Genomic DNA, 26,205 nt, shown 5'->3' with positions numbered 1-26,205 from the left:
ACCGGCCCCGGGCCGGATCGGCGTCGCCCGGCTCCCTCCTCAGCCCACCTCCAGGCGCAGGATCCGGTCGTCCCCGGCCTCGGGGGTGCCCCGGCCGTCGGTCTCGCTCGTCACCAGCCACAGCCGCCCGCCGCCGTCCGCGAGGACCGTCCGCAGCCGCCCGTGCTCCCCGGTCAGGAAGGCCTCCGGCTCCCCGGAGAGCTCGGCGCCCGACAGACCGATCCGCCACAGCCGCTCGCCCCGCAGGCCGGCCATCCACACCGCGCCCCGGGCGTAGGCGATCCCGCTCGGCGAGGCCTCCGAGGTCGGCCACTGCGCCACCGGGTCCACGAACCCGGCCTTGCCCGCCCGCCCCTCGACCTCCGGCCAGCCGTAGTTCCGGCCCGGCTCGACGAGGTTCAGCTCGTCCCAGGTGTTCTGCCCGAACTCGGCGGCCCACAGCCGCCCTTCGGCGTCCCAGGCGAGCCCCTGGACGTTCCGGTGGCCGTACGAGTACACCACCGAGCCCGCGAAGGGGTTGCCCGGCGCGGGCTCGCCCTCCGGGGTCATCCGCAGGATCTTCCCGCCCAGCGACCCCCGGTCCTGCGCGAGCCCCGTCTCTCCCGTCTCGCCGGTCCCCGCGTACAGCATCCCGTCCGGCCCGAAGGCGATTCGCCCGCCGTCGTGGACCGTGCCCTTGGGGATGCCGGTGAGCACCGGCTCCGGCGCGCCGAGGCGGTCGCCGGCGCCGCCGCCGTACCGCATCCGCACGATCCGGTTGTCCGACTCGGCGGTCAGGTACGCGTACACCCAGCCCTCGCGCACCGCGAGGCCCATCAGCCCGCCCTCGCCGCCCGGCACCACGCCCGGCACCTCGCCCAGCGTGGTCTGCGCGCCGCCGCGGCCGTCCACCCGGGTGATCGTCCGCTCGTCCCGCGAGGAGACCAGCAGGTCGCCGCCGGGCAGCGCGGCAAGGCCCCAGGGCGAGCGCAGCCCCTCGGTGAGCGTCCCCGCCACCGTCACCCGCCCCGCGCCGGACGGCGCGCCGGACGACGGCACGGCGGGGGACGACGCGGCGGGCGGCGCGGAGGTGCTCCGGGCGCCGGCGTCGGCGGGGTCGCCGGCCGAGGAGCAGCCGGCCACCAGCACCAGCGCGGCGGCGCCCCACAGGGCCTTCGGTACGGCGGGACGTCTCATGATCCGATCCCCTTCGGCAGGACGGGCGTACGAGCGGCGGCCTTCCCTCCTTGATACACCGCCGATCCCCCGCCCGCCCCGGTCGCGGGCCGTCTCCGGCCGGGTTCCTCAGTCCCAGGACTCCCGCGCGTCGGGCAGCGCGGCGAGCTCCGCCAGGTCGCCGGCGGTGAGCCGCAGCCCCGCCGCCCCGGCGTTCTCGACCGCCCACCGCTCCCGCTTCGTCCCCGGCACCGGCACCACGTGCCGCCCCTGCGCGAGCACCCACGCCAGCGCCACCTGCGCCGGGGTCACCCCGTCGCCGTGCCGCTCCGCCACCCGGCGGAGACCGGCCACCAGCGGCTGGTTCGCCGCCATCATCTCGGAGGTGAAGCGGGGGTGCCTGGCCCGCGGGTCGTCCGGCTCGAAGCCGCCGCCCGGCGTCAGCGTCCCGGTCAGGAACCCGCTGCCCAGCGGCATCGCCGCGAGGAGCCCGACCCCGCGGTCCGCGCACCAGGGCAGCAGCCGCGCCAGCGCCTCCGGCGCCCACAGCGACAGCTCGGCCTGGACCGCCGCCACCGGGAACACCTGCTGCACCCGTCCCAGTTGGCGGATCGTTCCCTCGTACAGATCGCCGGTACGCGAACGCCGGGTCCGCCGCACCCCGACCGCGCTCAGCCCGAGCGCCCGCACCTTGCCCGCGGCCACCAGACCCGCCATCGCCCCCCAGGTCTCCTCCACCGGGACCTCGGGGTCCGCGCGGTGCAGCAGGTACAGGTCGAGGACGTCCGTCTGGAGCCGCCGCAGGGAGGCGTCGCAGGCCCGGCGCACGTACTCCGGCCGGCCGTTGGCCACCACGTGCCCGTCGCCGACGAGGAGCCCGCACTTCGTCGACACGAAGACGTCCGCACGGCGCTCCTTCAGCACCCGCCCGAGCAGCAGCTCATTGGTGAACGGCCCGTACATGTCGGCCGTGTCGAGCAGGCTCACCCCGGCGTCCAGGGCCGCGTGCACGGCCCGCAGCGAGCGGTCGCCGCGCTGCTGCGAGCGGCTGTAGCCCCAGTTCATCGGCATGCAGCCGAGGCCGATGGCCCCCACGCCGAGCGCCGTCGCCCCGATAGTCCTGCGCTCCACGTGCCGCTACCCCTCCCTGTGCCGCCCCCCAAAGTAACCAATGGCGTGCGGGATTCTTCGCATAGCCTCCCGGTCATGACACTCGCACCCACCGCCGCCGACGTGTGGCTTCCGATCCCCGCCGACGAGATCGACGGGCTGCCCGACCCGGGCGCGTCGGGGCTGAACTACCGCTTCTGGGACGGCGGAGCCGACTTCCCGGCCGATCCGGCCGACTGCGGCTTCTACGTCGTCCCGTACATGAAGGGCTCCGCGATCGCGGTCCGGCCGCTCGCGGCGATGACCTCGCTGCGCGTCGTGCAGACCCTCTCGGCCGGCATCGACCACGTCGTGCCCGGGCTCGGCGCGCTCGGCCCCGGCGTCTCGGTCTGCAACGCCAAGGGCGTCCACGAGGCCAGCACCGCCGAACTCACCCTCGCCCTGATACTCGCCTCCCTGCGCGGCATCCCGCGCTTCGTGCGCGGCCAGGACGCCGAGGAGTGGCGGGACGGCTTCTACCCGGCGCTCGCCGACAAGTCCGTGCTGATCGTCGGGTACGGGTCGATCGGCGCGGCGATCGAGGACCGGCTCGCGCCCTTCGAGTGCGCGCGGGTGGCGCGGGTGGCGCGCTCCGCGCGCACCACGGCGCGCGGTCCGGTGCACCCCTTGGCCGATCTCCCCTCCCTGCTCCCCGAGGCGGACGTGGTGGTGCTGTCCACCCCGCTCACGCCGGAGACCCGGCACCTGGCCGACGCGGGCTTCCTCGGCCGGATGAAGGACGGGGCGCTGCTCGTCAACGTCGCGCGCGGCCCGGTGGTGGACACGAACGCCCTGCTCAAGGAGGTGGAGAGCGGGCGGATCACGGCGGCGCTCGACGTCACGGACCCGGAACCGCTGCCGGCCGGGCACCCCCTCTGGCACGCTCCCGGGGTGCTCGTGACGCCCCATGTCGGCGGTTCCACCTCGGCGTTCATGCCGAGGGCGAAGCGGCTGATCGCGGCGCAGGTCGGGCGGTACGCGGCGGGGGAGGAGCTCGCGAACGTCCTCCGCACCACCTGAGGACCACCTTTCCGGGGGGTCCGGCGGCGCGCGCGCCCGAGTGCGCCCCCGTGGCGCGCCGCCCGCAAGCCCCCTCGCCGTCACGGAGAGTACTGCAGCCCTGTCCCTGAGTGACGGTCCTGGTGTATCGTCCCGGATCGGGGGACATGCGTCTGTACGGGCTGACGCTGGGGAGCGAAGTGACGGGCCATCAGATTCCGAGGGGGGTGACGGGTGAAGCACGGCCGACGGACCGACGGTCCGGCGCGGCGACGCCGCCGCCGGGGCATCTCCCGCTCCTCCCTGCCGACCTCGCGCGCTCGGTGCCGGACCAGGCCGCGCCACACCGCGCGGAGCGCCTGGACGGCGCGTCGCGCGCCGACGCCCCGGGCCTGCCGCGGATCCCGGGGCCCGGGACCGAACCGGCCGTCCCGGAGGCGCACGCCCCCGGCTCCGGCACACCCGGCTCCGGCACACCCGGCCCGGCCCCCGCGGCGGCGGGGCGCGACGTGCCCGTCCAGCGCGGCGGCGAGGGCGGCGGCCCCGGGCACGGCGCGGGGTGGGGGAGCGCGGTGAACGGCACCGGCGCCACCGCGCTGATGCGCCACGGGCCCGCCCCCGCGGAGCCGGCCGGACCCGACCGCCCCGCCCCCGGCCCCGGCCCCGAGTGCCGGGCCGCCTGGGCCGGCTCGCTCCTCGCGCAGATCGCCCTCGGTCTCGTCTGCGCCGGCTACACCACCGGTGCCGCCCTCGGCTGGGGCTCGCCCCGACTCGCCCTGTTCATGGGCGACTTCGGGCTGAGCGCCGCCGCCTTCACCGCCGCCGTCTCCTGCTTCCTCTACGCCAGGACCGAGCCCGGCGGCACCCGCCCCGCCTGGCTCCTCTTCGCCTTCTCGTCCTTCATGGCCGGCGCCGGGAACGGCGTCTGGGGCTGGTACGAGGTCGTGCTCGGCCAGGACGTCCCCGAGTCCTCCGTCGCCGACCTGTTCTTCTTACTCTTCGCCCCGCCCGCCATCGTCGGCCTCCTCGTCCTCGCCAAGAAGCCCGTCACCCGGGCCGGCTGGGTCTGCCTGGGGCTCGACGCCTGGCTCATCGCCGGATCGCTGCTGACCCTCACCTGGAGCCTCGCCCTCGCCCACACCGCCCACTTCCAGGGCGAGTCCGTGGCCCAGGCCGCGCTGTCCCTCGCGTACCCGCTGCTCGACATCGTGCTCGTCAGCATGGTCCTCGCCCTGCACTTCCGGCGCTCCCCGGCCAACCGCTCGGCGGTCAACACCGCCATCGCCGCGCTTGCCCTCACCGTGCTCTGCGACGCCCTCTTCACCTCGCCGCTGCTGCGCGCCAACTACGTCTCGGGCCAGCTGCTCGACGCCGGCTGGTTCGCCGGCTCCCTGCTGCTCGCCTACGCCCCCTGGGGCGTCCACCGCCCGCCGGAGGCGACGGCGGTCCGCGCCCCGGGGCCCGCCAGCCGGCCCATCGCCGGCTCGCTCGCCGCCCTCACCCCGTACCTCGCCGCCGCCGTCTGCACCCTCGGCATCCTGTACAACGTCGTCGAGGGGCGCCGGGTCGACCGCGTCGTCGTCCTCACCGGCTGCGCCGTCGTCCTCGCCCTCGTCGTCCGCCAGGGCATCATGCTGATCGACAACATCGCCCTCACCCACGAACTGGCCCAGAAGGAGAACCACTTCAGGTCGCTCGTGCAGAGCTCCAGCGACGTCATCATGATCGCCGCGCCCAACGGCGTCCTGCGGTACGTCAGCCCCGCCGCCACCGGCGTGTACGGCCGGGACGCCGAGGAGCTCGTCGGCTCCGAACTGGCCGCGCTCATCCACCCCGACGACCTCGGCGCCGTCGTCCACGAGGTCCGCCGCTTCCTCGCCGCCTCGCCCGCCGAGGAGCCCACCACCCGCATCGAGTGCCGCTTCCGCTCCGGCCACGCGGGCCCCTCCCGCCCCGGAGAGGGCGAGGGCGGGGGCGAGTGGCTCAACGTCGAGTCCACCGTCAACCGCCATCAGGGCGGACTGATCTTCAACAGCCGCGACGTCACCGAACGGGTCCGGCTCCAGGCCCAGTTGCAGCACAACGCCGAGCACGACCCGCTCACCGACCTGCCCAACCGCGCGCTCTTCACCCGCCGCGTCGGACAGGCCCTCGGCGGCCGCCGCTCCTCCGACCCCGGCACCGCCGTGCTCTTCATCGACCTCGACGGCTTCAAGGGGGTCAACGACCGGCTCGGCCACCAGGCCGGGGACGACCTCCTGATCCAGGCCGCCCGCCGCCTCCAGGAGGCCGTACGCGCCGGGGACACCGCCGCCCGGCTCGGCGGAGACGAGTTCGCCGCCCTCATCCTCGGCGACGGGCTGCGCGACCGCGCCGCCCGCGAGACCCAGGTCCAGGAGATCGCCGACCGGCTCCGGCTCACCCTCTCCCGCCCCTACCGCGTCGACGGCGGCACCGAGGTCCGGGTCGCCGCCTCCATCGGCGTCGCCTTCGCCGAGCCCGGCATCGGCGCCGGCGACCTGCTGCGCAACGCCGACCTCGCCATGTACCGCGCCAAGGCCGGCGGCAAGGACCGGGTCGAGCTGTACGTCCCCCAGATGCAGGCCGAGGTCGTCCGGCGCACCGAGCTCGCCGCCCGGCTGCGCAGCGCGCTCCACGACGGCGAGTTCGCCCTCCTCCACCAGCCCGTCGTGGAGCTCGCCACCGGCCGGGTCTCCGCCGTCAGCGCGCAGGCCCGCTGGCGCTCCGCCCAGGGCATCCTCTTCACCCCCGCCGAGTACCTGCGGGTCACCGACGACGGCGAGCGCACCGCCGAGCTCGGCCGCTGGCTCCTGGAGGAGGCCGTCGAGCAGGCCGCCGAGCGGGCCGGCGCCGGCCACCGCACCCCGGTCTCCGTCCGGGTCTCCGCCCGCCGGCTGCTCGACCGCTCCCTGCCCCTCGGCTCCGTCGAGGCCCTGCTCGCCCGGCACGGGCTGCCGTCCGGCTCCCTCGTCGTCGAGCTGGCCGACACCGACGAGCGGACCCCCCTCGACGAGCTGGAGCAGCGCCTGGTCGCCCTGCGCCGGCTCGGCGTCCGCATCGCCCTCGACGGATTCGGCAGCGGACACGTCGCCGTTCACGCCCTCAGACGCCTGCCGGTCGACATACTGAAACTGGACAGGACCCTCGTCGAAGGAGTGGTCGAGTCCGCCCGGCTCCGCAAGATCACCAGCGGTGTGCTCCGCATCGCCGGCGAGCTGGGCCTGGGGACCGTCGCCGAGGGCGTCGACGTCCCCGAGCAGGTGCTCGCCCTGCGGTCCATGGGCTGCCGGCACGCGCAGGGCATGGCCTTCTCGGGCCCGCTCGACGAGTACCGACTGCGGCGCGCCCTCGTCCGGGGCGACTATCCGCTGCCCGGAGCCGTCTCCGTACCGGCCGGCAAGGGGTCCGAGGAGCGGCGGAATCCCTCCCCCGAACAGCTCACATGATGAGACGCGCGTCCCACCCACTTGACAGTGATGTGGCCCGAGAGGGAGGGTCAATGCCATGCGCACCCGAATTCTCGTACTTGGAAAGCGCGTCGGCTGAAGCCGGGCCCATGAAGGCCGGCTGAGAACCACCCGACGCGCTCCCCTCGCTTGCCTTCCGGCACGAGGGGTTTTTTGTTGCATCGGTTCTCCCCGAAGTCGACGCCAAACCCCGTAAAACCCCCGCAAAAAACCCTCTGCTTCGAGAAGAGATGCTGATGACCGAGCAGGCCACCGGGCACCATCCGCAGCCGCGGCCCCGCAGCGGCGCGACGCCCGCCCCCACCGTCGAGCACGTCACGGGCGCGCAGTCCCTCATCCGCTCTCTCGAAGAGGTGGGCGCGGACACCGTCTTCGGCATTCCGGGCGGCTGCATCCTCCCGGCGTACGACCCGATGATGGACAGCAAGAGGGTCCGCCACATCCTGGTCCGCCACGAGCAGGGCGCCGGCCACGCGGCCACCGGCTACGCCCAGGCCACCGGCAAGGTCGGCGTCTGCATGGCGACCTCCGGTCCCGGCGCGACGAACCTGGTCACCCCGATCGCCGACGCGCACATGGACTCGGTCCCGCTGGTCGCGATCACCGGGCAGGTCTCCTCCAAGGCGATCGGCACCGACGCCTTCCAGGAGGCGGACATCGTGGGCATCACCATGCCGGTCACCAAGCACAACTTCCTGGTCACCAAGGCCGAGGACATCGCGAAGACCATCGCCGAGGCCTTCCACATCGCCTCCACCGGCCGTCCCGGCCCGGTCCTGGTCGACATCGCCAAGGACGCCCTCCAGGCGAAGACCACCTTCTCCTGGCCGCCGCAGACCGACCTGCCCGGCTACCGCCCGGTGACCAAGCCGCACGCCAAGCAGATCCGCGAGGCCGCCAAGCTGATCACCGCCGCCAAGCGCCCGGTCCTCTACGTCGGCGGCGGTGTCATCAAGTCGGGCGCCACGGCCGAGCTGAAGATCCTGGCCGAGCTCACCGGCGCCCCCGTCACCACCACCCTGATGGCCCTCGGCGCCTTCCCCGACAGCCACCCGCAGCACGTCGGCATGCCCGGCATGCACGGCGCCGTCACCGCGGTCACCGCGCTCCAGAAGGCCGACCTGATCGTCGCCCTCGGCGCCCGCTTCGACGACCGCGTCACCGGCAAGCTCGACAGCTTCGCCCCGTACGCCAAGATCGTCCACGCGGACATCGACCCGGCCGAGATCGGCAAGAACCGCGCCGCCGACGTCCCGATCGTCGGTGACGCCCGCGAGGTCATCGCCGACCTGGTCCAGGCCGTCCAGGCCGAGCACAGCGAGGGCAACCAGGGCGACTACACCGCCTGGTGGTCCGACCTGAACCGCTGGCGCGAGACCTACCCGCTCGGCTACGACCTGCCGGAGGACGGCAGCCTCTCCCCGCAGCAGGTCATCCAGCGCATCGGACAGCTCGCCCCCGAGGGCACGATCTTCACCGCGGGCGTCGGCCAGCACCAGATGTGGGCCGCCCACTTCATCGACTACGAGAAGCCGGCCACCTGGCTGAACTCCGGCGGCCTGGGGACCATGGGCTACGCCGTCCCGGCCGCCATGGGCGCCAAGGCCGGCGTTCCCGACCGGGCGGTCTGGGCGATCGACGGCGACGGCTGTTTCCAGATGACCAATCAGGAGCTCACCACCTGCGCCCTGAACAACATCCCGATCAAGGTCGCCATCATCAACAACGGCGCCCTCGGGATGGTCCGCCAGTGGCAGACCCTCTTCTACAACCAGCGTTACTCCAACACGGTCCTGCACTCCGGCCCGGACGACGTCAACCCGGAGGCCAAGGGCACCCGCGTCCCGGACTTCGTGAAGCTCTCCGAGGCCATGGGCTGCGTCGCCCTGCGCTGCGAGTCCCCGGAGGACCTCGACAAGGTCATCGCCGAGGCCAACGCCATCAACGACCGGCCGGTCGTCATCGACTTCATCGTCCACGAGGACGCCCAGGTCTGGCCGATGGTCGCCGCCGGCACCTCCAACGACGAGGTCATGGCCGCCCGGGGCGTCCGCCCCGACTTCGGCGACGGCGAAGACGACTGAGCAGCGACGAGCCACAGGGAAGAGACCCACACACCATGTCCAAGCACACGCTCTCCGTCCTGGTCGAGAACACGCCCGGCATCCTCGCCCGGATCGCCGCCCTGTTCTCCCGTCGCGGCTTCAACATCGACTCCCTCGCCGTCGGCGTCACCGAGCACCCCGACATCAGCCGCATCACCATCGTGGTCAACGTCGAGGACCTGCCCCTGGAGCAGGTGACCAAGCAGCTCAACAAGCTGGTCAACGTCCTGAAGATCGTCGAACTCGAGCCCAGCGCCGCGATCCAGCGCCAGCTCGTCCTGGTGAAGGTCCGCGCCGACAACGAGACCCGCTCCCAGATCGTCGAGATCGTCAAGCTCTTCCGCGCCAAGACCGTCGACGTCTCGCCCGAGGCCGTCACCATCGAGGCCACCGGTTCGGGCGACAAGCTGGACGCCATGCTCAAGATGCTGGAGCAGTTCGGCATCAAGGAGCTCGTCCAGTCGGGCACCATCGCCATAGGGCGCGGCGCCCGGTCCATCACGGACCGGTCCCTGCGGGCGCTCGACCGTTCCGCCTGACGAGACCAGAAGACTTCCTGTCCACCACCCGCCGTACGGTGGGACGCAACACCAGCACACCAAGGAGAATCCCAGTGGCCGAGCTGTTCTACGACGCCGACGCCGACCTCTCGATCATCCAGGGCCGCAAGGTCGCGGTGATCGGCTACGGCAGCCAGGGCCACGCCCACGCGCTGTCGCTCCGCGACTCGGGTGTGGACGTCCGCGTCGGTCTGCACGAGGGCTCGAAGTCCAAGGCCAAGGCCGAGGAGCAGGGCCTGCGCGTGGTCACGCCCGCCGAGGCGGCGGCCGAGGCGGACCTCATCATGATCCTGATCCCGGACCCGATCCAGGCCAAGGTCTACGAGGAGTCCATCGCGCCGAACCTGAAGGACGGCGACGCGCTGTTCTTCGCCCACGGCTTCAACGTCCGCTTCGGCTTCATCACGCCCCCGGCCGGCGTCGACGTCGCCCTGGTCGCCCCGAAGGGCCCGGGCCACCTGGTCCGCCGCCAGTACGAGGAGGGCCGCGGCGTCCCCGCGATCGCCGCCGTCGAGAAGGACGCCACCGGCAACGCGTTCGCCCTGGCCCTGTCGTACGCGAAGGCGATCGGCGGCACCCGCGCCGGCGTCATCAAGACGACCTTCACCGAGGAGACCGAGACCGACCTCTTCGGCGAGCAGGCCGTCCTCTGCGGTGGTGCCTCCGCGCTCGTCAAGGCGGGCTTCGAGACCCTGGTCGAGGCCGGCTACCAGCCGGAGATCGCCTACTTCGAGTGCCTCCACGAGCTGAAGCTGATCGTCGACCTCATGTACGAGGGCGGCCTGGAGAAGATGCGCTGGTCCGTCTCCGAGACCGCCGAGTGGGGCGACTACATCACCGGCCCGCGCGTCATCACCGCCGACACCAAGGCCGAGATGAAGAAGGTCCTCACCGAGATCCAGGACGGCACCTTCGCCAAGAACTGGATGGACGAGTACCACGGCGGCCTGAAGAAGTACAACGAGTACAAGACCCAGGACGAGAAGCACCTCCTGGAGACCACCGGCAAGGAGCTGCGCAAGCTCATGAGCTGGGTGAACGACGAGGAGGCGTAAGCCTCTCGGCGCGGGGCCGGACACATCGTCCGGCCCCGCGCCGCATCCTTGGACACCTCGTCCAACCACGGACGGGTGATCCTTCCAACGAGGCGTACGACGTGCGCCGATGCGGCACTACACTGCTCAACAACATCGCGTCTGGCCCACAGCGTCGTGCGCTTCCACGCGGCAAGCCCCCTCCACCGCCTGCGGCCGTCGGGACGGCCGTCCGCACTGCCTCTGTGAGGACTCACGTGAGCTCGAAACCTGTCGTACTCATCGCTGAAGAGCTGTCGCCCGCCACCGTCGACGCCCTGGGACCGGACTTCGAGATCCGGCACTGCAACGGCGCCGACCGCGCCGAGCTGATCCCCGCGATCGCCGACGTCGACGCCATCCTCATCCGCTCGGCGACCAAGGTCGACGCGGAGGCCATCGCCGCCGCCAAGAAGCTGCGGGTCGTCGCCCGCGCCGGCGTCGGCCTGGACAACGTGGACGTCTCCGCCGCCACCAAGGCCGGCGTGATGGTCGTGAACGCCCCGACCTCCAACATCGTCACCGCCGCCGAGCTCGCCTGCGGCCTCCTCGTCGCCACCGCGCGCAACATCCCGCAGGCCAACACCGCGCTGAAGAACGGCGAGTGGAAGCGGAACAAGTACACGGGCGTCGAGCTCAGCGAGAAGACCCTCGGCGTCGTCGGCCTCGGCCGCATCGGCGTCCTGGTCGCCCAGCGCATGTCCGCCTTCGGCATGAAGATCGTCGCGTACGACCCCTACGTGCAGCCGGCCCGCGCCGCCCAGATGGGGGTGAAGCTGCTGACCCTGGACGAGCTCCTGGAGGTCGCCGACTTCATCACCGTCCACCTGCCGAAGACCCCCGAGACCCTCGGTCTCATCGGTGACGAGGCGCTGCACAAGGTCAAGCCGAGCGTCCGCATCGTCAACGCCGCCCGCGGCGGGATCGTCGACGAGGCCGCGCTGTACTCGGCCCTCAAGGAGGGCCGCGTCGCCGGCGCCGGCCTCGACGTGTACGCCAAGGAGCCCTGCACGGACTCCCCGCTCTTCGAGCTCGACCAGGTCGTCTGCACCCCGCACCTCGGCGCCTCCACCGACGAGGCCCAGGAGAAGGCCGGCATCGCCGTCGCCAGGTCGGTGCGCCTCGCGCTCGCCGGCGAGCTGGTGCCGGACGCGGTCAACGTCCAGGGCGGCGTCATCGCCGAGGACGTCAAGCCGGGTCTGCCGCTCGCCGAGAAGCTCGGCCGGATCTTCACCGCCCTCGCGGGCGAGGTCGCGGCCCGCCTCGACGTCGAGGTGTACGGCGAGATCACCCAGCACGACGTCAAGGTGCTCGAACTCTCCGCGCTCAAGGGCGTGTTCGAGGACGTGGTCGACGAGACCGTGTCCTATGTGAACGCCCCGCTCTTCGCGCAGGAGCGCGGTGTCGAGGTCCGCCTCACCACCAGCTCCGAGTCGCCCGACCACCGCAACATGGTCACCGTGCGCGGCACCCTCTCCAGCGGCGAGGAGGTGTCGGTCTCCGGCACCCTGGCCGGCCCCAAGCACCTCCAGAAGATCGTCGCCGTCGGCGACTACGACGTGGACCTGGCGCTCGCCGACCACATGGTCGTGCTGCGCTACGAGGACCGTCCCGGCGTCGTCGGCACCGTCGGCCGGATCCTCGGCGAGGCCGGTCTGAACATCGCGGGCATGCAGGTCTCCCGTACGGAGGAGGGCGGCGAGGCGCTCGTCGTCCTCACCGTCGACGACACCGTCCCCGCGGCCGTGATCGCCGAGATCTCCACGGAGATCGGCGCCACCTCGGCCCGCTCGGTCAACCTGATCTGACCCCCGGCCCGCACGGCCCTTCTCCCGCACCCGGTCCCCGGACGACCGCCCCTCAGGGGCCGTCCGGCGGCCGGGTGCGGTGCTGTGCCCTGCGGGATTCCGCCGGGTGCCGGCGGTGGGACGCCCGGTGGTGGGAGCTGCGGGACTCCGGGCCGACCGGCCGAACCGGCCGGTCCCTCAGAGCCGGGCCGCCTTCAGGGCCATGTGGAGGAGGAGGCGGTCCTCGCCGGAGTCCAGGTCGAGGCCGGTGAGCTGTTCGACCCGGGAGAGGCGGTAGTAGAGCGTCTGCCGGTGGATGCCCAGGGCCGCCGCCGTGCGGCCCGCCTGGCCCGCGTGGTCGAGGAACACCTCGGCCGTGCGGGCCAGTTCCGTGTGCGCGGGGGCGAGCAGCGCCCGTACCGCCGGGTCGGGCTCGGTCCGCGGGAGGGCGGTGAGCAGCCGGTACGCGCCGAGCTCCGACCAGTGGGCGAGCGGGCCGAGGCGGGGCTGGGAGTGCGCGGTACGGGCGGCGGCCGAGGCCTCGCGCCAGCAGAGGTCCAGCTCCCCGAGTCCCCGCCGGGGCGCGGCGATCCCGGCCACGGCGGCCGGCCCGGCCGTGTCCCGCAGCCGCCCGGCGGCGGTGGTCGCGGGGGAGAGGTTGTCGCCGGAGCGCAGCCGCACCAGCACCGCGAGGGCCCGCTGCGGTCCGGGCCCGGGGGCGTACCCCCGGTCGGACGACGCGGCGGAGGGGCCTTGCCGGGTCGTCGTGCCGCGGGCGGAGCCGGTACCGGCGGACCCTGCGCGGGCCCCCCGGGCCGGGCCGCCGCGGGCCGCGTCGGGTCCGGGGGCCGCGTCGCCCCCGGTCGTGCCCGCGCCCCGGTCCGGGGCACCGGTGTGGCGGCCGCCCGGGCCCTGCCAGGGGAGGGCGCAGACGGCGGCGGCGCCGGGGACCGCACGGGGGGAGGGGGAGTCCTCGCCGGTCCAGGGGGCGACGCAGAGCAGGGCGTGGAGGCCGTCCGCGTCCGGGCCCAGGGCCGTGCGGAGGGCGGCGACGGCCATGTCGTACTGCCAGCCGCGCTCCGCCGTGAGGACGGCCCGCAGCTCGCGGGAGAGGTCGGCGCCCGCCCGCTCCTCGTCGGCGAGGAGCTCGCCGATGCGCGCGGCGACCTCCATCGCGGCGGTGAGCCGCTCGTGCGAGGGGCCGGGTTCGGCGTCCAGGAGCCAGACGTAGCCGAGGACGACACCCCGATGGCGCACCGGGAGGCAGATCCGGTCCCGGTAGACGCCCGCGTCCGGCGCGGCGGGGATGCGGACGGGTCCGGTGGCCCGGGTGATGCCGAAGCCCTCGAACCAGGCGCGGACCGCCGGGGTGGACTTGCGGGTCAGGATCGAGCGGGTGCGGACCGGGTCCATGGCGCTGTCGTCGTCGCTGTCGTGGGCACCGAAGGCGATCAGCCCGAAATCGCGGTTCTCCAGGGTCGCCGGGGTGCCGAGCAGCGCCGAGATCTCGTCCACCAGCTCCTGGTAATCGCCCTTCACGGGCCCATTCTCGCACCGCCCGCCGCTTCCTTCAGACAGTTGTCTGAGGGCGTGTTCACGGATGCGTGACAGCTGTAGATGGCGCAGGATCGGAGCGATCCTTAGGTTTCACGGTGGTTACCCGTGCTGTTCCCGGTTCGTACCCCTGCGACCGGTAATGGCCCCGTTCTTCCTTGCCCCTCTGGAGGTGCCCCGTGCTGGGTCCCGTGATCCTCGCCGCGTCGCGCAGCGACAAGATGCGCCGTCTCGTGTCGGCCGCGCCCGGGACCAAGCAGGTCGTCGCGCGCTTCATCGCCGGCGAGATCGTGGACGACGTCGTCCCGATCGTCCGGGACCTGACCGCCCGCGGCCTGGAGGTCACGCTCGACGTCGTCGGCGAGGACATCACCACCGTCGAGCAGTCCTACGCCGCCCGTGACGCCTACCTGGAGCTGATCGGCCGCCTCAAGGAGCTGGGCCTCGGCGAGCGCGCCGAGATGTCCGTGAAGCTCTCGATGTTCGGCCAGTCGCTGGAGGACGGGCACGAGCTGGCCCTCTCCAACGTGCGCCCGGTCGTCGTCGCCGCCGCCGAGATCGGCACCACGGTCACCCTGGACGCCGAGGACCACACCACCCTCGACTCGATGTTCGCCATCCACCAGGAGCTGCGGAAGGACTTCCCGCAGACCGGCTGCGTCATCCAGGCGTACCTCTTCCGCACCGAGGAGGACGCCCGCCGCCTCGCCGCCGACGGCTCCCGCGTGCGCATCGTGAAGGGCGCCTACAAGGAGCCCGCCGAGGTCGCGATCCAGGACAAGGCCGAGATCGACAAGGCGTACGTCCGGATCATGAAGATCCTGATGGACGGCGAGGGCTACCCGATGATCGGCTCGCACGACCCGCGCCTGATCGCCATCGGCCAGGAGCTGGCCCGCCGCGCCGGGCGCAAGCTGGACGAGTACGAGTTCCAGATGCTGTACGGCATCCGCTCCGAGGAGCAGAACCGCCTCGCCGCCGAGGGTCACCGCATGCGCGTCTACACGGCCTACGGCACCGACTGGTACGGCTACTTCATGCGCCGCCTCGCGGAGAAGCCGGCCAACCTGCTCTTCTTCGTCCGCTCCATCCTGACCAAGGGCTGAGCCCACCTCCCCCCTCTTTGAAGGAGTCAAGACCCTCATGGACGCAGTGACCCAGGTCCCCGCTCCCGTCAACGAGCCGGTGCACGGTTACGCCCCCGGTTCCCCGGAGCGCGCCCGTCTGGAGGCCAAGCTCAAGGAGCTGGCCGACAACCCGCGCGAGCTGCCGATGACCATCGGCGGCGTGAAGCGCATGGGCGGCGGCGACGAGTTCGAGGTCGTGCAGCCGCACAACCACAAGTCCGTCATCGGCACCTTCCGCGGCGCCACCGAGCAGGACGCCCAGGACGCCATCGACGCCGCCCTGGCCGCCGCCCCGGCCTGGCGCGCCATGTCCTTCGACGACCGCGCCGCGATCATCCTGCGCGCCGCCGAGCTGCTCGCCGGCCCCTGGCGCGAGACGCTGGCCGCCTCGACCATGCTCGGCCAGTCGAAGACCGCCCAGCAGGCCGAGATCGACACCCCGTGCGAGCTCGTCGACTTCTGGCGCTTCAACGTGGCGTACGCCCGCCAGATCCTGGCCGAGCAGCCGCCGGCCAACTCCCCGGGCGTGTGGAACCGTCTGGACCACCGCCCGCTGGAGGGCTTCGTCTACGCGATCACGCCGTTCAACTTCACGGCCATCGCGGGCAACCTGCCCACCGCCCCCGCCCTCATGGGCAACGTGGTGGTCTGGAAGCCGTCCCCGACGCAGACCCACTCCGCCGTGCTCCTCATGGAGCTCCTGGAGGAGGCCGGCCTGCCCAAGGGCGTCATCAACCTGGTCACCGGCGACGGCATCGCCGTCTCCGAGGTGGCGCTGCACCACCGCGACCTGGCCGGCATCCACTTCACCGGCTCGACCAAGACCTTCCAGCACCTGTGGAAGACGGTCGGCACCAACATCGAGAAGTACCGCTCCTACCCGCGGATCGTCGGCGAGACCGGCGGCAAGGACTTCGTCGTCGCCCACCCCAGCGCCGACCGTGCCGTCCTGAAGACCGCGCTGACCCGCGGCTCCTTCGAGTTCCAGGGCCAGAAGTGCTCCGCGTCCTCGCGGGCCTACATCCCGGCCTCCATCTGGAACGACGGCTTCAAGGAGGAGTTCGCGGCCGAGGTCGACGGCATCACGATGGGTGACGTCACCGACCTGTCGAACTTCATCGGTGCCGTCATCGACGACCGCTCGTTCGCGAAGAACAAGGCGGCGATCGACCGTGCGTCCTCCGACCCGAGCTGCACGATCGTCGCCGGCGGCACCTACGACGACTCGGAGGGCTACTTCGTCCGCCCGACCGTCATCGAGTGCACCGACCCGGAGAACGAGGTCTTCAAGGCCGAGTACTTCGGCCCGATCCTCGCCGTCCACGTCTACGAGGACGACCGGTACGACGCCATGCTGGAGCAGATGGAGTCGGTCTCCGACTACGCGCTGACCGGCGCCGTCATCTCCAACGACCGCGCCGCCGCCGCGCACACGATGGAGAAGCTCCGCTTCGCCGCGGGCAACTTCTACATCAACGACAAGTCGACCGGCGCCGTCGTCGGCCAGCAGCCCTTCGGCGGCGGCCGCGCCTCCGGCACCAACGACAAGGCCGGCGCCCCGCAGAACCTGATGCGCTGGACGCTGACCCGCGCCATCAAGGAGACGCTGGTCCCGCCGACCGAGTACGGCTACCCGCACATGGGCTGAGCCCCACCCGCCGCGTGAGCGGCCCCTGATCACCGCCCCCCTCCCCGGTCCCCCCAGGCCGGGGACGGGGGCGGTACTCATGTCCGCCCGGGGCCCGGGGCGGGTGTGGAAGGGTGAGGGGATGACGACCGTGCGGACCGCACCCACCCACGAACTCGGCGCGGAGCGGCTGGCGGCCGTCCGCGCGCTGCTCGACGCCGCCTTCGACGGGGACTTCTCCGCGGAGGACTGGGACCACACGCTGGGCGGGATCCACGCCTGGGCCGAGGACGCGGCCGGGCTCGTCGCCCACGGCGCCGTCGTCCAGCGCCGGGTGCTGCACCGCGGCGGCTCGTACCGGATCGGGTACGTGGAGGGCGTCGCCGTCCGGGCCGACGCGCGGCGCCGGGGGCTCGGCGGGGCGGTCATGGACGCCCTGGAGCGGGTCGTCGACGGCACCCACCGCTTCGGCGCGCTCTCCGCCTCCGACGAGGGCGCGGCGCTCTACCGGGCGCGCGGCTGGCAGGTGTGGGGCGGCCGGATCGCGGTGCTCGGGCCGGACGGCACCGTCCCGCTCCCCGAGGAGGAGGGCGGGGTCTTCCTCCGCCCGGCCGGCGGGCTCGCGCTGCCCGACCCCGGCTCCCCGCTGGTCTTCGACTGGCGCGACGGCGACGTGGTCTGAGCCCGCCGCGCCGCCGTCCTACTCCGCCCCGGCCCGTCGCTCGCGGCCGGCGGCCGTCTCCAGGGTGGCCGTCCACACGCCGAGGAGCGACGAGGTCAGGGCGACGGCGAGCGCGAACCCGGGGGCGCCGAGCCCGCCGACGAGGAACGCCGTCGTCGCGCCGCCCGTCAGGAGCACCCACACCGCGAGCGCCGCCTTGCCCCGGCGGCTCAGGAACAGCCACTGGCGCGGGGCGGCCGGCGGGGCCGCCAGGGCGCCCGCCGGGCCGGCCGTCGCCGCCGCCGGCCGCTTGAAGTAGCCGTACACCAGCCACTCCCCGCACAGCTCCCAGCCCTCCGGCGTCAGCTCGTCCTCGACCCGGGCGCGCCGGCGGCCGGCGATCACCTCGCGGCGGTACTCCCAGCGGAGCGCCGTGCCGGGGGTGCGGCGGCAGACGAAGCGGCCGAGGGGGTCGAGGGACTCGACCTCCCAGCCCTGGGCGCCGTGCACCGCCAGCATCCGCCGGTCGTTGAAGACGTCGGCGGTCCACGTCCACTGCTCGGCCGTCCCGTCGGGGCCGTCCGGCTCGGGGGCCCGCCCGCCGAGCCGGGCCGCGAACCGGGCGGCCGGGCCGAACTCCTCCTCGGGGGAGGCGCCGGTCTCGGCGAGGTGGGCCCGCAGGTCCTCCACGGTGGCCTCGACCTGCGCGGCGGGGACGCCGCCGGCGGCCAGGACCCCGGCCACCTCGGCGAAGTAGTCGTCGTCGTTCATGTGGTGCTTCCCCCTGTGTCGGTGCGGTGTCGTGCGGCGCGTCGTCGCTACGGCGCGGTGTCGTGCAGCGCGGTGTCGACGGCGCGGTGGAACTCCCGCCACGCCCGGCTCTCCCCGGCGAGGCGCTCGCGCCCCAGGGGGGTCAGCCGGTAGTAGCGGCGGCCCGGGCCGCGCTCGGCGGCCCGGAACTCGGCCTCCACCAGGCCGGCCTCCTCCAGGCGGTTCAGGACGGGATAGAGCGTCCCGCCCTTGATCTCGCCGAGGCCCGCCTCGGCGAGCGCCTTGGCGATCTCGTACCCGTAGCTCTCCCCGTCGGTCAGGCGGGAGAGGACGAGCAGGTCGAGGACTCCTTTGAGCCAGCTGGATCTGCGGTCTGCGGCCATGAGCGCATTGCATCACCACCTAGGTAGGAATGCAAGCTAGATAGGTGCGGCGAGGACCCGGTGGCGGCGACGCTGTGGGCAGGCGGTGCCGACGGTGCGAAACCGGGCGTCTCAGATAGTAGGAAGTCCGAGTAATTGTGGAGACAGATGCGGGTCCCTGGCCTAGCTTTGTAGAAGCCGAACGTCTCGCTTCATCAGCGAATGGCGGTCGAGAGCGCGACGCCCTGTGCAGGCAACCCCTGCGGCGGCGCTCCCCGCCCCTTCCGGCGCCTTCGATCACCACTGATCTCCGCACGCCCGGATCACCACTGATCTCAAGGAGTCGATCCCCCATGGCCGTTCAGACCGCCCCCCGCGTCCGTCACTCCGTCGCCCGTCCCAGCGACGAGGCCCGGCAGAACGCCGCCGCCGCCCTCCAGCGCGCCCTCGACCGCCGTGACAACGGCGGCTCCACCGGCCACTGATCCGTCGGGCCGGACCCGTCCGGCCCACCCGACGCCTGGCGGTTCGTCCACATGGTGGACGTACCGTGTCAGACGATGGGACGAAGAGTAGGGTGCCGCCATGTCTCACAGCATCAATCTCGCAGTCATTCCCGGCGACGGCATCGGCCAGGAGGTCGTGGCCCAGGGCCTCAAGGTCCTCACGGCCGTGCTTCCCCAGGACGTGAAGCTGGAGACGGAGGAGTACGACTTCGGCGCCCGGCGCTACCACGCCACCGGTGAGACCCTCACCGACGCCGACCTCGACTCCCTCAAGAAGCACGACGCCATCCTGCTCGGCGCGATCGGCGACCCCTCGGTCCCGTCCGGCGTCCTGGAGCGCGGCTTCCTCCTGAAGCTGCGCTTCGCCTTCGACCACCACGTCAACCTGCGCCCCTCCCGGCTGCTCCCCGGCGTCGCGACCCCGCTCGCCGGCCAGCCCGCGATCGACTTCGTCGTCGTCCGCGAGGGCACCGAGGGCCCGTACACCGGCAACGGCGGCACCATCCGCAAGGGCACCGAGCACGAGGTCGCCACCGAGGTCTCGGTCAACACCGCCTTCGGCGTCGAGCGCGTGGTCCGGGACGCCTTCGCCCGCGCCCAGGCCCGTCCGCGCAAGAAGCTGACGCTGGTCCACAAGAACAACGTGCTGACCTTCGCCGGCCACCTCTGGACCGACATCTTCAACCGGGTCGCCCAGGAGTTCCCCGAGGTCACCACCGACTACCTGCACGTCGACGCGGCGACGATCTTCCTCGTTACCGACCCGGCCCGCTTCGACGTCATCGTCACCGACAACCTCTTCGGCGACATCATCACCGACCTCGCCGCGGCCGTCTCCGGCGGCATCGGCGTCGCCGCCTCGGGCAACATCAACCCGAGCCGCGACTTCCCGTCCATGTTCGAGCCGGTCCACGGCTCCGCGCCGGACATCGCGGGCCAGGGCAAGGCCGACCCCACGGCCACCGTCCTCTCCGTCGCCCTCCTCCTGCGCCACCTCGGCTACGAGGCCGAGGCCGCCCGCGTCGAGGCGGCCGTCGAGGCCGACCTGACCGAGCGGGGCGCCGCCGTCCGCACGACGGACGAGATCGGCGACGCGCTCGCCGCGCGAGTAGCGAGCTGACCCGCGCGTCACTGACATCACTCAGCAGCCGCCGGGTCTCCCACGCACCCGGCGGCTGTTCTCGTACGGTCGCGGGGTGCCGCCATCGACCCCGGACCGCCTCACCCGCCTTTCGTACCAGGGTTCCCACGCGCGATAATCGGACGTGGGCCGCCACATGCGGGAAAGCTCGGACGTCCTAGCAGTCATGCCGGGCGGGCGGGGCGCGGTCCGACACACACAACCGGTGAAGGACAAGCACCCATGACGACGATCGAGCTCAAGCCCTCCTCCAGCACGCTGTCCGACGCGGAGCGCGCGGAGATCCTGGCCAACCCGGGATTCGGCCGCCACTTCACCGACCACATGGTCACCGTCCGCTGGACCGAGGGCCGCGGCTGGCACGACGGCCAGCTCGTGCCGTACGGCCCGCTCTCCCTCGACCCCGCGACCAACGTGCTCCACTACGCCCAGGAGATCTTCGAGGGCCTGAAGGCGTACCGCCGCCCCGACGGCTCGGTCGCCTCCTTCCGCCCGGACGCCAACGCCCGCCGCTTCCAGCGCTCCGCGCACCGGCTCGGCATGCCCGAACTGCCGGTCGAGACCTTCATCGAGGCCTGCGACGCCCTGGTCCGCCAGGACGAGGCCTGGGTCCCGGAGCACGGTGGCGAGGCCTCCCTCTACCTGCGCCCGTTCATGATCGCCACCGAGGTCGGCCTGGGCGTCCGCCCGGCGAACGAGTACCTCTTCGTCGTCATCGCCTCCCCGGCGGGCCCGTACTTCCCCGGCGGCGTCAAGCCGGTCTCCATCTGGGCCTCCGAGGACCGCGTCCGCGCCGTCCCCGGCGGCATGGGCGACGCCAAGACCGGCGGCAACTACGCGGCCTCCCTGCTCGCGCAGGCCGAGGCGGCGGCCAAGGGCTGCGACCAGGTCTGCTACCTCGACGCGGTCGAGCACAAGTGGGTCGAGGAACTCGGCGGCATGAACCTGTACTTCGTGTACGGGAACAAGATCGTCACCCCGTCCCTGAGCGGCTCGATCCTGGAGGGCATCACCCGTGACTCCCTCCTCAAGCTCGCCGCCGACCTCGGCCACGAGGTCGAGGAGGCCCGCGTCTCCATCGACCAGTGGCAGGCCGACACCGAGAACGGCACCCTCACCGAGGTCTTCGCCTGCGGCACCGCCGCCGTCATCACCCCGGTCGGCACGGTCAAGTCCGCCCGGGGCGAGTGGCAGCAGTCGGGCGGCCGGCCCGGCGAGGTCACGATGAAGCTGCGCGAGGCGCTGCTCGCCATCCAGACCGGCAAGGCCGAGGACGCCCACGGCTGGATGCACGAGCTCGGCAAGTAGCCGCCCCGTCGGTCACTCCGACACCGCCAGGGCTTCCGGGGCCGTCACGGTCCCGGAAGCCCCGCGCGGCGTCAGGGCGGCGTACAGCGCGCCGCCCACCACGCCCGAGAGCACGAAGCTGCAGTCGATCCCGCCGGTCAGGGCCAGCAGCGGACCCTCGTACAGCGGGGTGGAGACGGCCGCCAGGCCGACCGCCGCGCCGAGCGCCCAGGAGGCGGTGGCGCGCGGGTGCCAGCCGGCCGCGTACCAGTAGATCCCGCCGCGCGAGCGCCGGTTGTAGACCTGGAGCGCCTCGGGGTCGTACTCCCCGCGGCAGCGCGCGTGCCCGATGAGGGTGATGACCGCCCACGGGGTGCCGATCGCGGTCAGGAGCAGGACGAACGAGGTCATCGCCGACTGGGCGTCCGAGGCGAAGTGGCCGAGGAAGACGAAACCGGTGGCGACCGCCGCCACCACGACGGTGGCCCGCGCCCGGGTGGCCCGGGGCAGGATCGCGTCCAGGTCCAGGCCCATCGAGTAGAGCATCAGACCGGCGTTGCCGACCGAGCCGGCGGTGGCGGCCAGCAGCAGCGGGACCAGGTACCAGCCGGGGGAGACGGCGACCAGCGGCCCCGCGTAGTCGAGGCCCGCGCGGGCGGCGAGCGCCGTGTACGTACCGAAGAGCTGGGGCACCAGCAGGCCGACGAGGAGGCCCAGCCAGGTGGCCCGGCGGACCGCGCGGACGCTGTGCCGGGCGGGGGAGACGTAGCGGGTGTAGTCGCCGAGCAGGGTGATGAAGGCGACCGGGCCGCTGAGCCCCGCGGCGACGGCCGAGAGCAGCCAGGTCGGCCAGAAGGTGCCGAGCAGGTACGGGGTGTCCGGCGCGGGCGCGGCGGTGAAGTCGCCGGCGTACGCGACGAGCCCGAGGGCCAGCAGGACGGTCATGCCCACGGCGAGCGCCTTGCTGAGGCGGAGCAGCAGCCGGTAGCCGTACACGGCGGCCACCGCCGTGCAGGCCGCGAGCAGCGCGTAGACGACGGCGTGCGCGCCGTCCCCGGTGGACGCCCCGGTGAGCCGGGCGAGCGCGCCCACGATGACGTCGCCGCCGATCCACAGGGTCAGGGCGGTGTAGCCGAGCGAGAGCAGCAGCCCCACCACCGAGCCGACGAGCCGGCCGCGGACGCCGAAGAAGGCGCCCGAGGAGGTGGAGAGGTTGGTGGCGGTGCGCAGCGAGACCAGCGCCAGCGGGGCGGTGACGGCGACGCCGGCGAGGGTGCCGGCGATCACGGAGGTCACCGAGCCCCACAGGCCGAGGCCGAAGGAGACCGGCAGCCAGCCGAAGACGATCACGCCCAGGCAGAGGTTGGAGCCGAGCAGGATCGCGACGAGGTCGCGGGGGCCGCTGGTGCGTTCGGCCTCGGGGATGGTGTCGACTCCGCGTTGTTCGATCGTCGCCATGGGACCTCCGGGGGAGCGGAAGGGGATGTTTTTGAGTGGCGCTCAATGTGACCCGCACCTGACGGATACGTCAATACTTGGAAGCGATCCGTCCAGCATTTAGAGTGTCGCTCAAACGGGAGGCGGATGACGTGCGACCGACCCGCACGGCGTGGGACCGGCACCGCCCCCGAACCGCCTCTCCTTCCTCTAGGACCGCCCATGACCTCGTACCGCATGCCCGCCGAGTGGACCCCGCACGAGCGGACCTGGATGGCCTGGCCGAGCCCCAACCCCACCTTCACGAGCGACGAGGAGCTCGCCGAGGCCCGCGGGGCGTGGGCCTCCGTCGCCCGCGCCGTCCGCCGCTTCGAGCCGGTGACCATGGTCGTCGCGCCCGGCGACGCCGAGGGCGCCCGCGCCCTCCTCGGCGAGGACGTCGAGCTGGTCGAGCGGGAGCTCGACGACGCCTGGATGCGCGACATCGGCCCCACCTTCGTCACCGACGGCACCTCCCTGGCCGCCGTGGACTGGGTGTTCAACGGCTGGGGCGCCCAGGACTGGGCCCGCTGGGAGCACGACTCCAAGATCGCCCGCCATGTCGCGGACGCGGCGGGCGTCCCCGTCCTGAGCAGCGAGCTGGTCAACGAGGGCGGCGGCATCCACGTCGACGGCGAGGGCACCGTCCTGCTCACCGACACCGTCCAGCTCGGCCCGGGCCGCAACCCCGAGTGGACCCGCGAGCAGGTCGAGCGGGAGATCCACGCCAGGCTCGGCACCACCAAGGCGATCTGGCTCCCGCACGGCCTCGCCGGCGACTACGGCCTCTACGGCACCCAGGGCCACATCGACATCGTCGCGGCCTTCGCCCGCCCCGGCACCGTCCTCGTCCACAGCCAGCAGGACCCCCGCCACCCCGACTACGTCCGCTCCCGGCTGTACGTGGACCTCCTGCGCGCCCGGACCGACGCCCAGGGCCGCCCCCTGGAGGTCATCGAGGTCCCCGCCCCCACCGTCCTCACCGACGAGGAGGGCGACTGGGTCGACTACTCCTACATCAACCACTACCTCTGCAACGGCGCCGTGATCCTGTGCGCCTTCGACGACCCCCACGACGAGCTCGCCGCCGAGATCTTCCGCCGGCTCTTCCCGGACCGCGAGGTCGTCCTCGTCGACGCCCGGACGATCTTCGCGGCCGGCGGCGGCATCCACTGCATCACCCAGCAGCAGCCCTCGGTGTAGAACGTACGAGTGAGTCAGCAGAGTGATCAGGCCCCCGCCCCCCGCCGCCGCAACCAGGCGGCACCGCCCCGGGAGGAGGTCTTCGCCGCGGCCATGGACACCGTGGCCGCGCGGGGGCTCGACGGGCTGACCATGGCCGGGCTCGGCCGGCAGGTGGGGATGAGCAGCGGCCACCTCCTCTACTACTTCCGCACCAAGGACGAGCTGCTGCTGCAGACCCTGGAGTGGAGCGAGAGCCGGCTCGGGGCCGAGCGGGGCGCGCTGCTCTCCCGGCCCGGCAGCGCCCGCGAGCGGCTCGACGGATACGTCGCGGTGTACGTGCCGGACGGGCCGCGCGACCCCCACTGGACCCTCTGGCTGGAGGTCTGGAACCGCTCGCAGAACGCCGACGACGAGGCCAGGGCCCGTCAGGCCGCCATCGAGCGCGCCTGGCACCGGGACCTCGTCGCGATCCTCGCCGAGGGCGTCTCGCGCGGCGAGTTCCGGGCCGTGGACCCGGACCGCTTCGCGAGCCGGATGAGGGCCCTCCTCGACGGCTACAGCGTGCACGTGGCGGTCGGGCTGCCCGGCACCGGGCGGAGCGAAGTCCTGGCCCAGGTAAGGGAGTTCATCGACGAAACCCTGATCCCGCGAACGTAACGCACGCAAGTACTCCCGATCGTTGCCCCCTGCACCCTTGCCCGCCGCGGGCGGGGTCCGGCACGGTTCCGGGCCATGGGAAGAGATCACTGGAAGAAGATCTGGGTCGGCTCCGCCGGGAACATGGTCGAGTGGTTCGACTGGTTCGTGTACGCGAGCTTCGCGACCTACTTCGCGGGCGCCTTCTTCCCCGAGGGGAACGACACCGCCAAACTCATGAACACCGCCGGCATCTTCGCCGTCGGCTTCTTCATGCGCCCGGTCGGCGGCTGGCTCCTCGGCCGGGTCGGCGACCGCAAGGGCCGCAAGGCGGCGCTCACCCTCACCGTCACCCTCATGTCCGCCTCGGCGCTGCTCATCGCCGTCGCCCCCACCTACGCGGTCGCCGGCTACGGCGGCGCCGCCGTCCTCCTCGTCGCCCGCCTCCTCCAGGGGCTCTCCGTCGGCGGCGAGTACGCGGCCAGCGCCACCTACCTCACCGAGGCGTCGGCCCCGCAGCACCGGGGCTTCGCCTCCAGCTTCCAGTACGTCTCCATGACCGCCGGACAGATCCTCGGCCTCGGCCTCCAGATCGTCCTCCAGCGGACCATGTCCACCGAGGCCCTGCACAGCTGGGGCTGGCGCATCCCCTTCATCGTGGGCGCCCTCGGCGCCGCCGTCGTCTTCTACCTGCGGCGGAACATGCTGGAGACCGAGGTGTACGAGGAGACCGCCGACGACGGCGTGGGGCAGGGCGAGAAGGGCACCCTCAAGGCCCTGTGGGCGCACAAGCGCGAGGCCTTCCTCGTCATCGCGCTCACCATGGGCGGCACGGTGGCCTACTACACGTACACCACCTACCTCACCAAGTACCTCTCCAACTCCGCCGGGCTGCCCAAGCAGACCGCCACCCTGGTCTCCTTCTGCGCGCTGATCGTCTTCGCCTGCCTCCAGCCGCTCGCCGGCCGGCTCTCCGACCGGATCGGCCGCCGCCCGCTGCTCATCACCTTCGCGGTCGGCTCGACGCTCCTCACCGTGCCGATCATGACGATGCTCCGGCACGCGGGCTCCTTCTGGCCGGCCCTCGGCCTCGCGCTCCTCGCCCTGCTCGTCGTCACCGGCTACACCTCGATCAACGCCTGCGTGAAGGCAGAGCTCTTCCCGACCGGCATCCGCGCCCTCGGCGTCGCGCTGCCGTACGCCATCGCCAACGCCCTCTTCGGCGGCACCGCCGAGTACGTGGCTCTCTGGTTCAAGGACTCCGGCATCGAATCCGGCTACTACTGGTACGTCGCCGGCTGCGCGGCCGTCTCCCTGATCGTCTACGTCACCATGCGGGAGACCCGCGACATCGACCTCGGCCGGGTCGGCAAGGCCGTGCCCGAGCAGCGGCGGGACCGGCTGCCCGTATCGTGAGACCGGCGTCCGGCCGGACGCCCGCCTGTGGCAGACTTCCGGCGTGCTTGCTACCACGATGATTATCGGCAGCAGCGCGCCGGTCCGCAGTGACCGCTGATCCGCGGAACGACCCCCCGCGGCAGTGGACACCGTGCCCC

At 72.7% G+C, this 26,205-nt stretch carries 21 protein-coding genes; 15 read left to right on the top strand and 6 right to left on the bottom strand.

All coding sequences use genetic code 11. The features are described from left to right. Positions 1-39: 39 nt before the first annotated feature. Positions 40-1,176 (bottom strand): PQQ-dependent sugar dehydrogenase, encoded by a 1,137-nt coding sequence (locus AB0E19_RS14595; protein ID WP_362178556.1) that lies wholly within the window; start codon positions 1,174-1,176, stop codon positions 40-42. 108 nt (positions 1,177-1,284) lie between these two features. Then, the gene (locus AB0E19_RS14590) at positions 1,285-2,286 is read right to left on the bottom strand and encodes an aldo/keto reductase (RefSeq protein WP_362178551.1); all 1,002 of its coding nucleotides are present in this window, start codon (positions 2,284-2,286) and stop codon (positions 1,285-1,287) included. Positions 2,287-2,361: 75 nt separating this feature from the next. On the opposite strand from AB0E19_RS14590, the gene AB0E19_RS14585 reads away from it, so the two are divergent. The 6 genes from AB0E19_RS14585 to serA all read left to right on the top strand — a co-directional run bounded on the left by AB0E19_RS14585 (position 2,362) and on the right by serA (position 12,337). Then, positions 2,362-3,324 carry a 2-hydroxyacid dehydrogenase gene (locus tag AB0E19_RS14585; protein WP_362178548.1) on the top strand — a complete coding sequence of 321 codons (963 nt, stop codon included), beginning with the start codon at positions 2,362-2,364 and terminating at the stop codon, positions 3,322-3,324. A 206-nt stretch (positions 3,325-3,530) separates the two neighbouring features. Beyond that, positions 3,531-6,770: an EAL domain-containing protein gene (locus tag AB0E19_RS14580; protein ID WP_362178545.1), complete on the top strand. Its 3,240-nt coding sequence runs from the start codon at positions 3,531-3,533 to the stop codon at positions 6,768-6,770. A 257-nt stretch (positions 6,771-7,027) separates the two neighbouring features. Continuing rightward, positions 7,028-8,875: an acetolactate synthase large subunit gene (locus tag AB0E19_RS14575; RefSeq protein WP_362178541.1), complete on the top strand. Its 1,848-nt coding sequence runs from the start codon at positions 7,028-7,030 to the stop codon at positions 8,873-8,875. Positions 8,876-8,910: 35 nt separating this feature from the next. Next, entirely contained in the window at positions 8,911-9,435 is a 525-nt protein-coding gene (ilvN, locus tag AB0E19_RS14570; protein ID WP_362178538.1) for an acetolactate synthase small subunit, read from the top strand. A gap of 74 nt (positions 9,436-9,509) precedes the next feature. After that, the gene (ilvC, locus tag AB0E19_RS14565) at positions 9,510-10,511 is read left to right on the top strand and encodes a ketol-acid reductoisomerase (RefSeq protein ID WP_362178535.1); all 1,002 of its coding nucleotides are present in this window, start codon (positions 9,510-9,512) and stop codon (positions 10,509-10,511) included. A gap of 236 nt (positions 10,512-10,747) precedes the next feature. Beyond that, complete coding sequence (serA, locus tag AB0E19_RS14560; protein ID WP_360601867.1) at positions 10,748-12,337, top strand: phosphoglycerate dehydrogenase; 1,590 nt, start codon at positions 10,748-10,750, stop codon at positions 12,335-12,337. Positions 12,338-12,514: 177 nt separating this feature from the next. Here serA and AB0E19_RS14555 read toward each other — a convergent pair whose 3' ends face one another. After that, positions 12,515-13,855, bottom strand: coding sequence for a helix-turn-helix domain-containing protein (locus AB0E19_RS14555; RefSeq protein WP_362178531.1), 1,341 nt, complete (start codon positions 13,853-13,855; stop codon positions 12,515-12,517). A 194-nt stretch (positions 13,856-14,049) separates the two neighbouring features. On the opposite strand from AB0E19_RS14555, the gene AB0E19_RS14550 reads away from it, so the two are divergent. From AB0E19_RS14550 to AB0E19_RS14540, 3 genes are all read left to right on the top strand, one after another. Next, on the top strand, positions 14,050-14,976 hold the full coding sequence (locus AB0E19_RS14550; protein WP_362178528.1) for a proline dehydrogenase family protein: 927 nt from the start codon (positions 14,050-14,052) through the stop codon (positions 14,974-14,976). Positions 14,977-15,013: 37 nt separating this feature from the next. Further along, entirely contained in the window at positions 15,014-16,645 is a 1,632-nt protein-coding gene (gene pruA, locus AB0E19_RS14545) for an L-glutamate gamma-semialdehyde dehydrogenase (protein ID WP_362178525.1), read from the top strand. 121 nt (positions 16,646-16,766) lie between these two features. Continuing rightward, a complete protein-coding gene (locus tag AB0E19_RS14540; RefSeq protein WP_362178522.1) occupies positions 16,767-17,306 on the top strand; it encodes a GNAT family N-acetyltransferase in 540 nt (179 codons plus the stop codon). A gap of 18 nt (positions 17,307-17,324) precedes the next feature. Here the strand turns inward: AB0E19_RS14540 and AB0E19_RS14535 are convergent, their stop codons facing one another. Then, positions 17,325-18,056 (bottom strand): hypothetical protein, encoded by a 732-nt coding sequence (locus AB0E19_RS14535; RefSeq protein WP_362178519.1) that lies wholly within the window; start codon positions 18,054-18,056, stop codon positions 17,325-17,327. A 47-nt stretch (positions 18,057-18,103) separates the two neighbouring features. Continuing rightward, the gene (locus AB0E19_RS14530; RefSeq protein ID WP_362178516.1) at positions 18,104-18,439 is read right to left on the bottom strand and encodes a helix-turn-helix transcriptional regulator; all 336 of its coding nucleotides are present in this window, start codon (positions 18,437-18,439) and stop codon (positions 18,104-18,106) included. A 332-nt stretch (positions 18,440-18,771) separates the two neighbouring features. On the opposite strand from AB0E19_RS14530, the gene AB0E19_RS14525 reads away from it, so the two are divergent. The 3 genes from AB0E19_RS14525 (at position 18,772) to AB0E19_RS14515 (ending at position 21,373) form a co-directional block, all read left to right on the top strand. After that, positions 18,772-18,903, top strand: coding sequence for a hypothetical protein (locus tag AB0E19_RS14525; protein ID WP_360601851.1), 132 nt, complete (start codon positions 18,772-18,774; stop codon positions 18,901-18,903). 100 nt (positions 18,904-19,003) lie between these two features. Beyond that, on the top strand, positions 19,004-20,044 hold the full coding sequence (locus tag AB0E19_RS14520) for a 3-isopropylmalate dehydrogenase (RefSeq protein ID WP_360601849.1): 1,041 nt from the start codon (positions 19,004-19,006) through the stop codon (positions 20,042-20,044). 243 nt (positions 20,045-20,287) lie between these two features. Beyond that, positions 20,288-21,373, top strand: coding sequence for a branched-chain amino acid aminotransferase (locus tag AB0E19_RS14515; RefSeq protein WP_362178511.1), 1,086 nt, complete (start codon positions 20,288-20,290; stop codon positions 21,371-21,373). Positions 21,374-21,385: 12 nt separating this feature from the next. On the opposite strand, the gene AB0E19_RS14510 is transcribed toward AB0E19_RS14515, so the two are convergent. Next, positions 21,386-22,810 (bottom strand): cytosine permease, encoded by a 1,425-nt coding sequence (locus AB0E19_RS14510; protein ID WP_362178508.1) that lies wholly within the window; start codon positions 22,808-22,810, stop codon positions 21,386-21,388. 201 nt (positions 22,811-23,011) lie between these two features. On the opposite strand from AB0E19_RS14510, the gene AB0E19_RS14505 reads away from it, so the two are divergent. From AB0E19_RS14505 to AB0E19_RS14495, 3 genes are all read left to right on the top strand, one after another. Next, positions 23,012-24,031 carry an agmatine deiminase family protein gene (locus tag AB0E19_RS14505; protein ID WP_362178504.1) on the top strand — a complete coding sequence of 340 codons (1,020 nt, stop codon included), beginning with the start codon at positions 23,012-23,014 and terminating at the stop codon, positions 24,029-24,031. Between the two features lie 93 nt (positions 24,032-24,124). After that, positions 24,125-24,670, top strand: coding sequence for a TetR/AcrR family transcriptional regulator (locus AB0E19_RS14500; protein WP_362178746.1), 546 nt, complete (start codon positions 24,125-24,127; stop codon positions 24,668-24,670). A 75-nt stretch (positions 24,671-24,745) separates the two neighbouring features. Next, positions 24,746-26,065 (top strand): MFS transporter, encoded by a 1,320-nt coding sequence (locus AB0E19_RS14495; RefSeq protein ID WP_362178501.1) that lies wholly within the window; start codon positions 24,746-24,748, stop codon positions 26,063-26,065. Positions 26,066-26,205 lie beyond the last annotated feature (140 nt).

Origin of the sequence: Streptomyces sp. NPDC047974, assembly GCF_040653375.1 — a bacterium.
Taxonomy (GTDB): domain Bacteria; phylum Actinomycetota; class Actinomycetes; order Streptomycetales; family Streptomycetaceae; genus Streptomyces.
Note: the sequence above shows the minus strand (reverse complement) of the source record. Positions and strands in the feature narration are given on the sequence as shown.

What these genes read in the sequence shown, in the direction of transcription:
- AB0E19_RS14520 (WP_360601849.1), top strand. Translation starts at nt 19,004, where the DNA reads ATGTCTCACAGCATCAATCTCGCAGTCATTCCCGGCGACGGCATCGGC.
- AB0E19_RS14540 (WP_362178522.1), top strand. Translation starts at nt 16,767, where the DNA reads ATGACGACCGTGCGGACCGCACCCACCCACGAACTCGGCGCGGAGCGG.
- pruA (WP_362178525.1), top strand. Translation starts at nt 15,014, where the DNA reads ATGGACGCAGTGACCCAGGTCCCCGCTCCCGTCAACGAGCCGGTGCAC.
- AB0E19_RS14530 (WP_362178516.1), bottom strand. Translation starts at nt 18,439, where the DNA reads ATGGCCGCAGACCGCAGATCCAGCTGGCTCAAAGGAGTCCTCGACCTG.
- AB0E19_RS14500 (WP_362178746.1), top strand. Translation starts at nt 24,125, where the DNA reads ATGGACACCGTGGCCGCGCGGGGGCTCGACGGGCTGACCATGGCCGGG.
- AB0E19_RS14515 (WP_362178511.1), top strand. Translation starts at nt 20,288, where the DNA reads ATGACGACGATCGAGCTCAAGCCCTCCTCCAGCACGCTGTCCGACGCG.
- AB0E19_RS14575 (WP_362178541.1), top strand. Translation starts at nt 7,028, where the DNA reads ATGACCGAGCAGGCCACCGGGCACCATCCGCAGCCGCGGCCCCGCAGC.
- AB0E19_RS14510 (WP_362178508.1), bottom strand. Translation starts at nt 22,810, where the DNA reads ATGGCGACGATCGAACAACGCGGAGTCGACACCATCCCCGAGGCCGAA.
- AB0E19_RS14525 (WP_360601851.1), top strand. Translation starts at nt 18,772, where the DNA reads ATGGCCGTTCAGACCGCCCCCCGCGTCCGTCACTCCGTCGCCCGTCCC.
- AB0E19_RS14535 (WP_362178519.1), bottom strand. Translation starts at nt 18,056, where the DNA reads ATGAACGACGACGACTACTTCGCCGAGGTGGCCGGGGTCCTGGCCGCC.
- AB0E19_RS14595 (WP_362178556.1), bottom strand. Translation starts at nt 1,176, where the DNA reads ATGAGACGTCCCGCCGTACCGAAGGCCCTGTGGGGCGCCGCCGCGCTG.
- ilvN (WP_362178538.1), top strand. Translation starts at nt 8,911, where the DNA reads ATGTCCAAGCACACGCTCTCCGTCCTGGTCGAGAACACGCCCGGCATC.
- AB0E19_RS14495 (WP_362178501.1), top strand. Translation starts at nt 24,746, where the DNA reads ATGGGAAGAGATCACTGGAAGAAGATCTGGGTCGGCTCCGCCGGGAAC.
- AB0E19_RS14585 (WP_362178548.1), top strand. Translation starts at nt 2,362, where the DNA reads ATGACACTCGCACCCACCGCCGCCGACGTGTGGCTTCCGATCCCCGCC.
- AB0E19_RS14505 (WP_362178504.1), top strand. Translation starts at nt 23,012, where the DNA reads ATGACCTCGTACCGCATGCCCGCCGAGTGGACCCCGCACGAGCGGACC.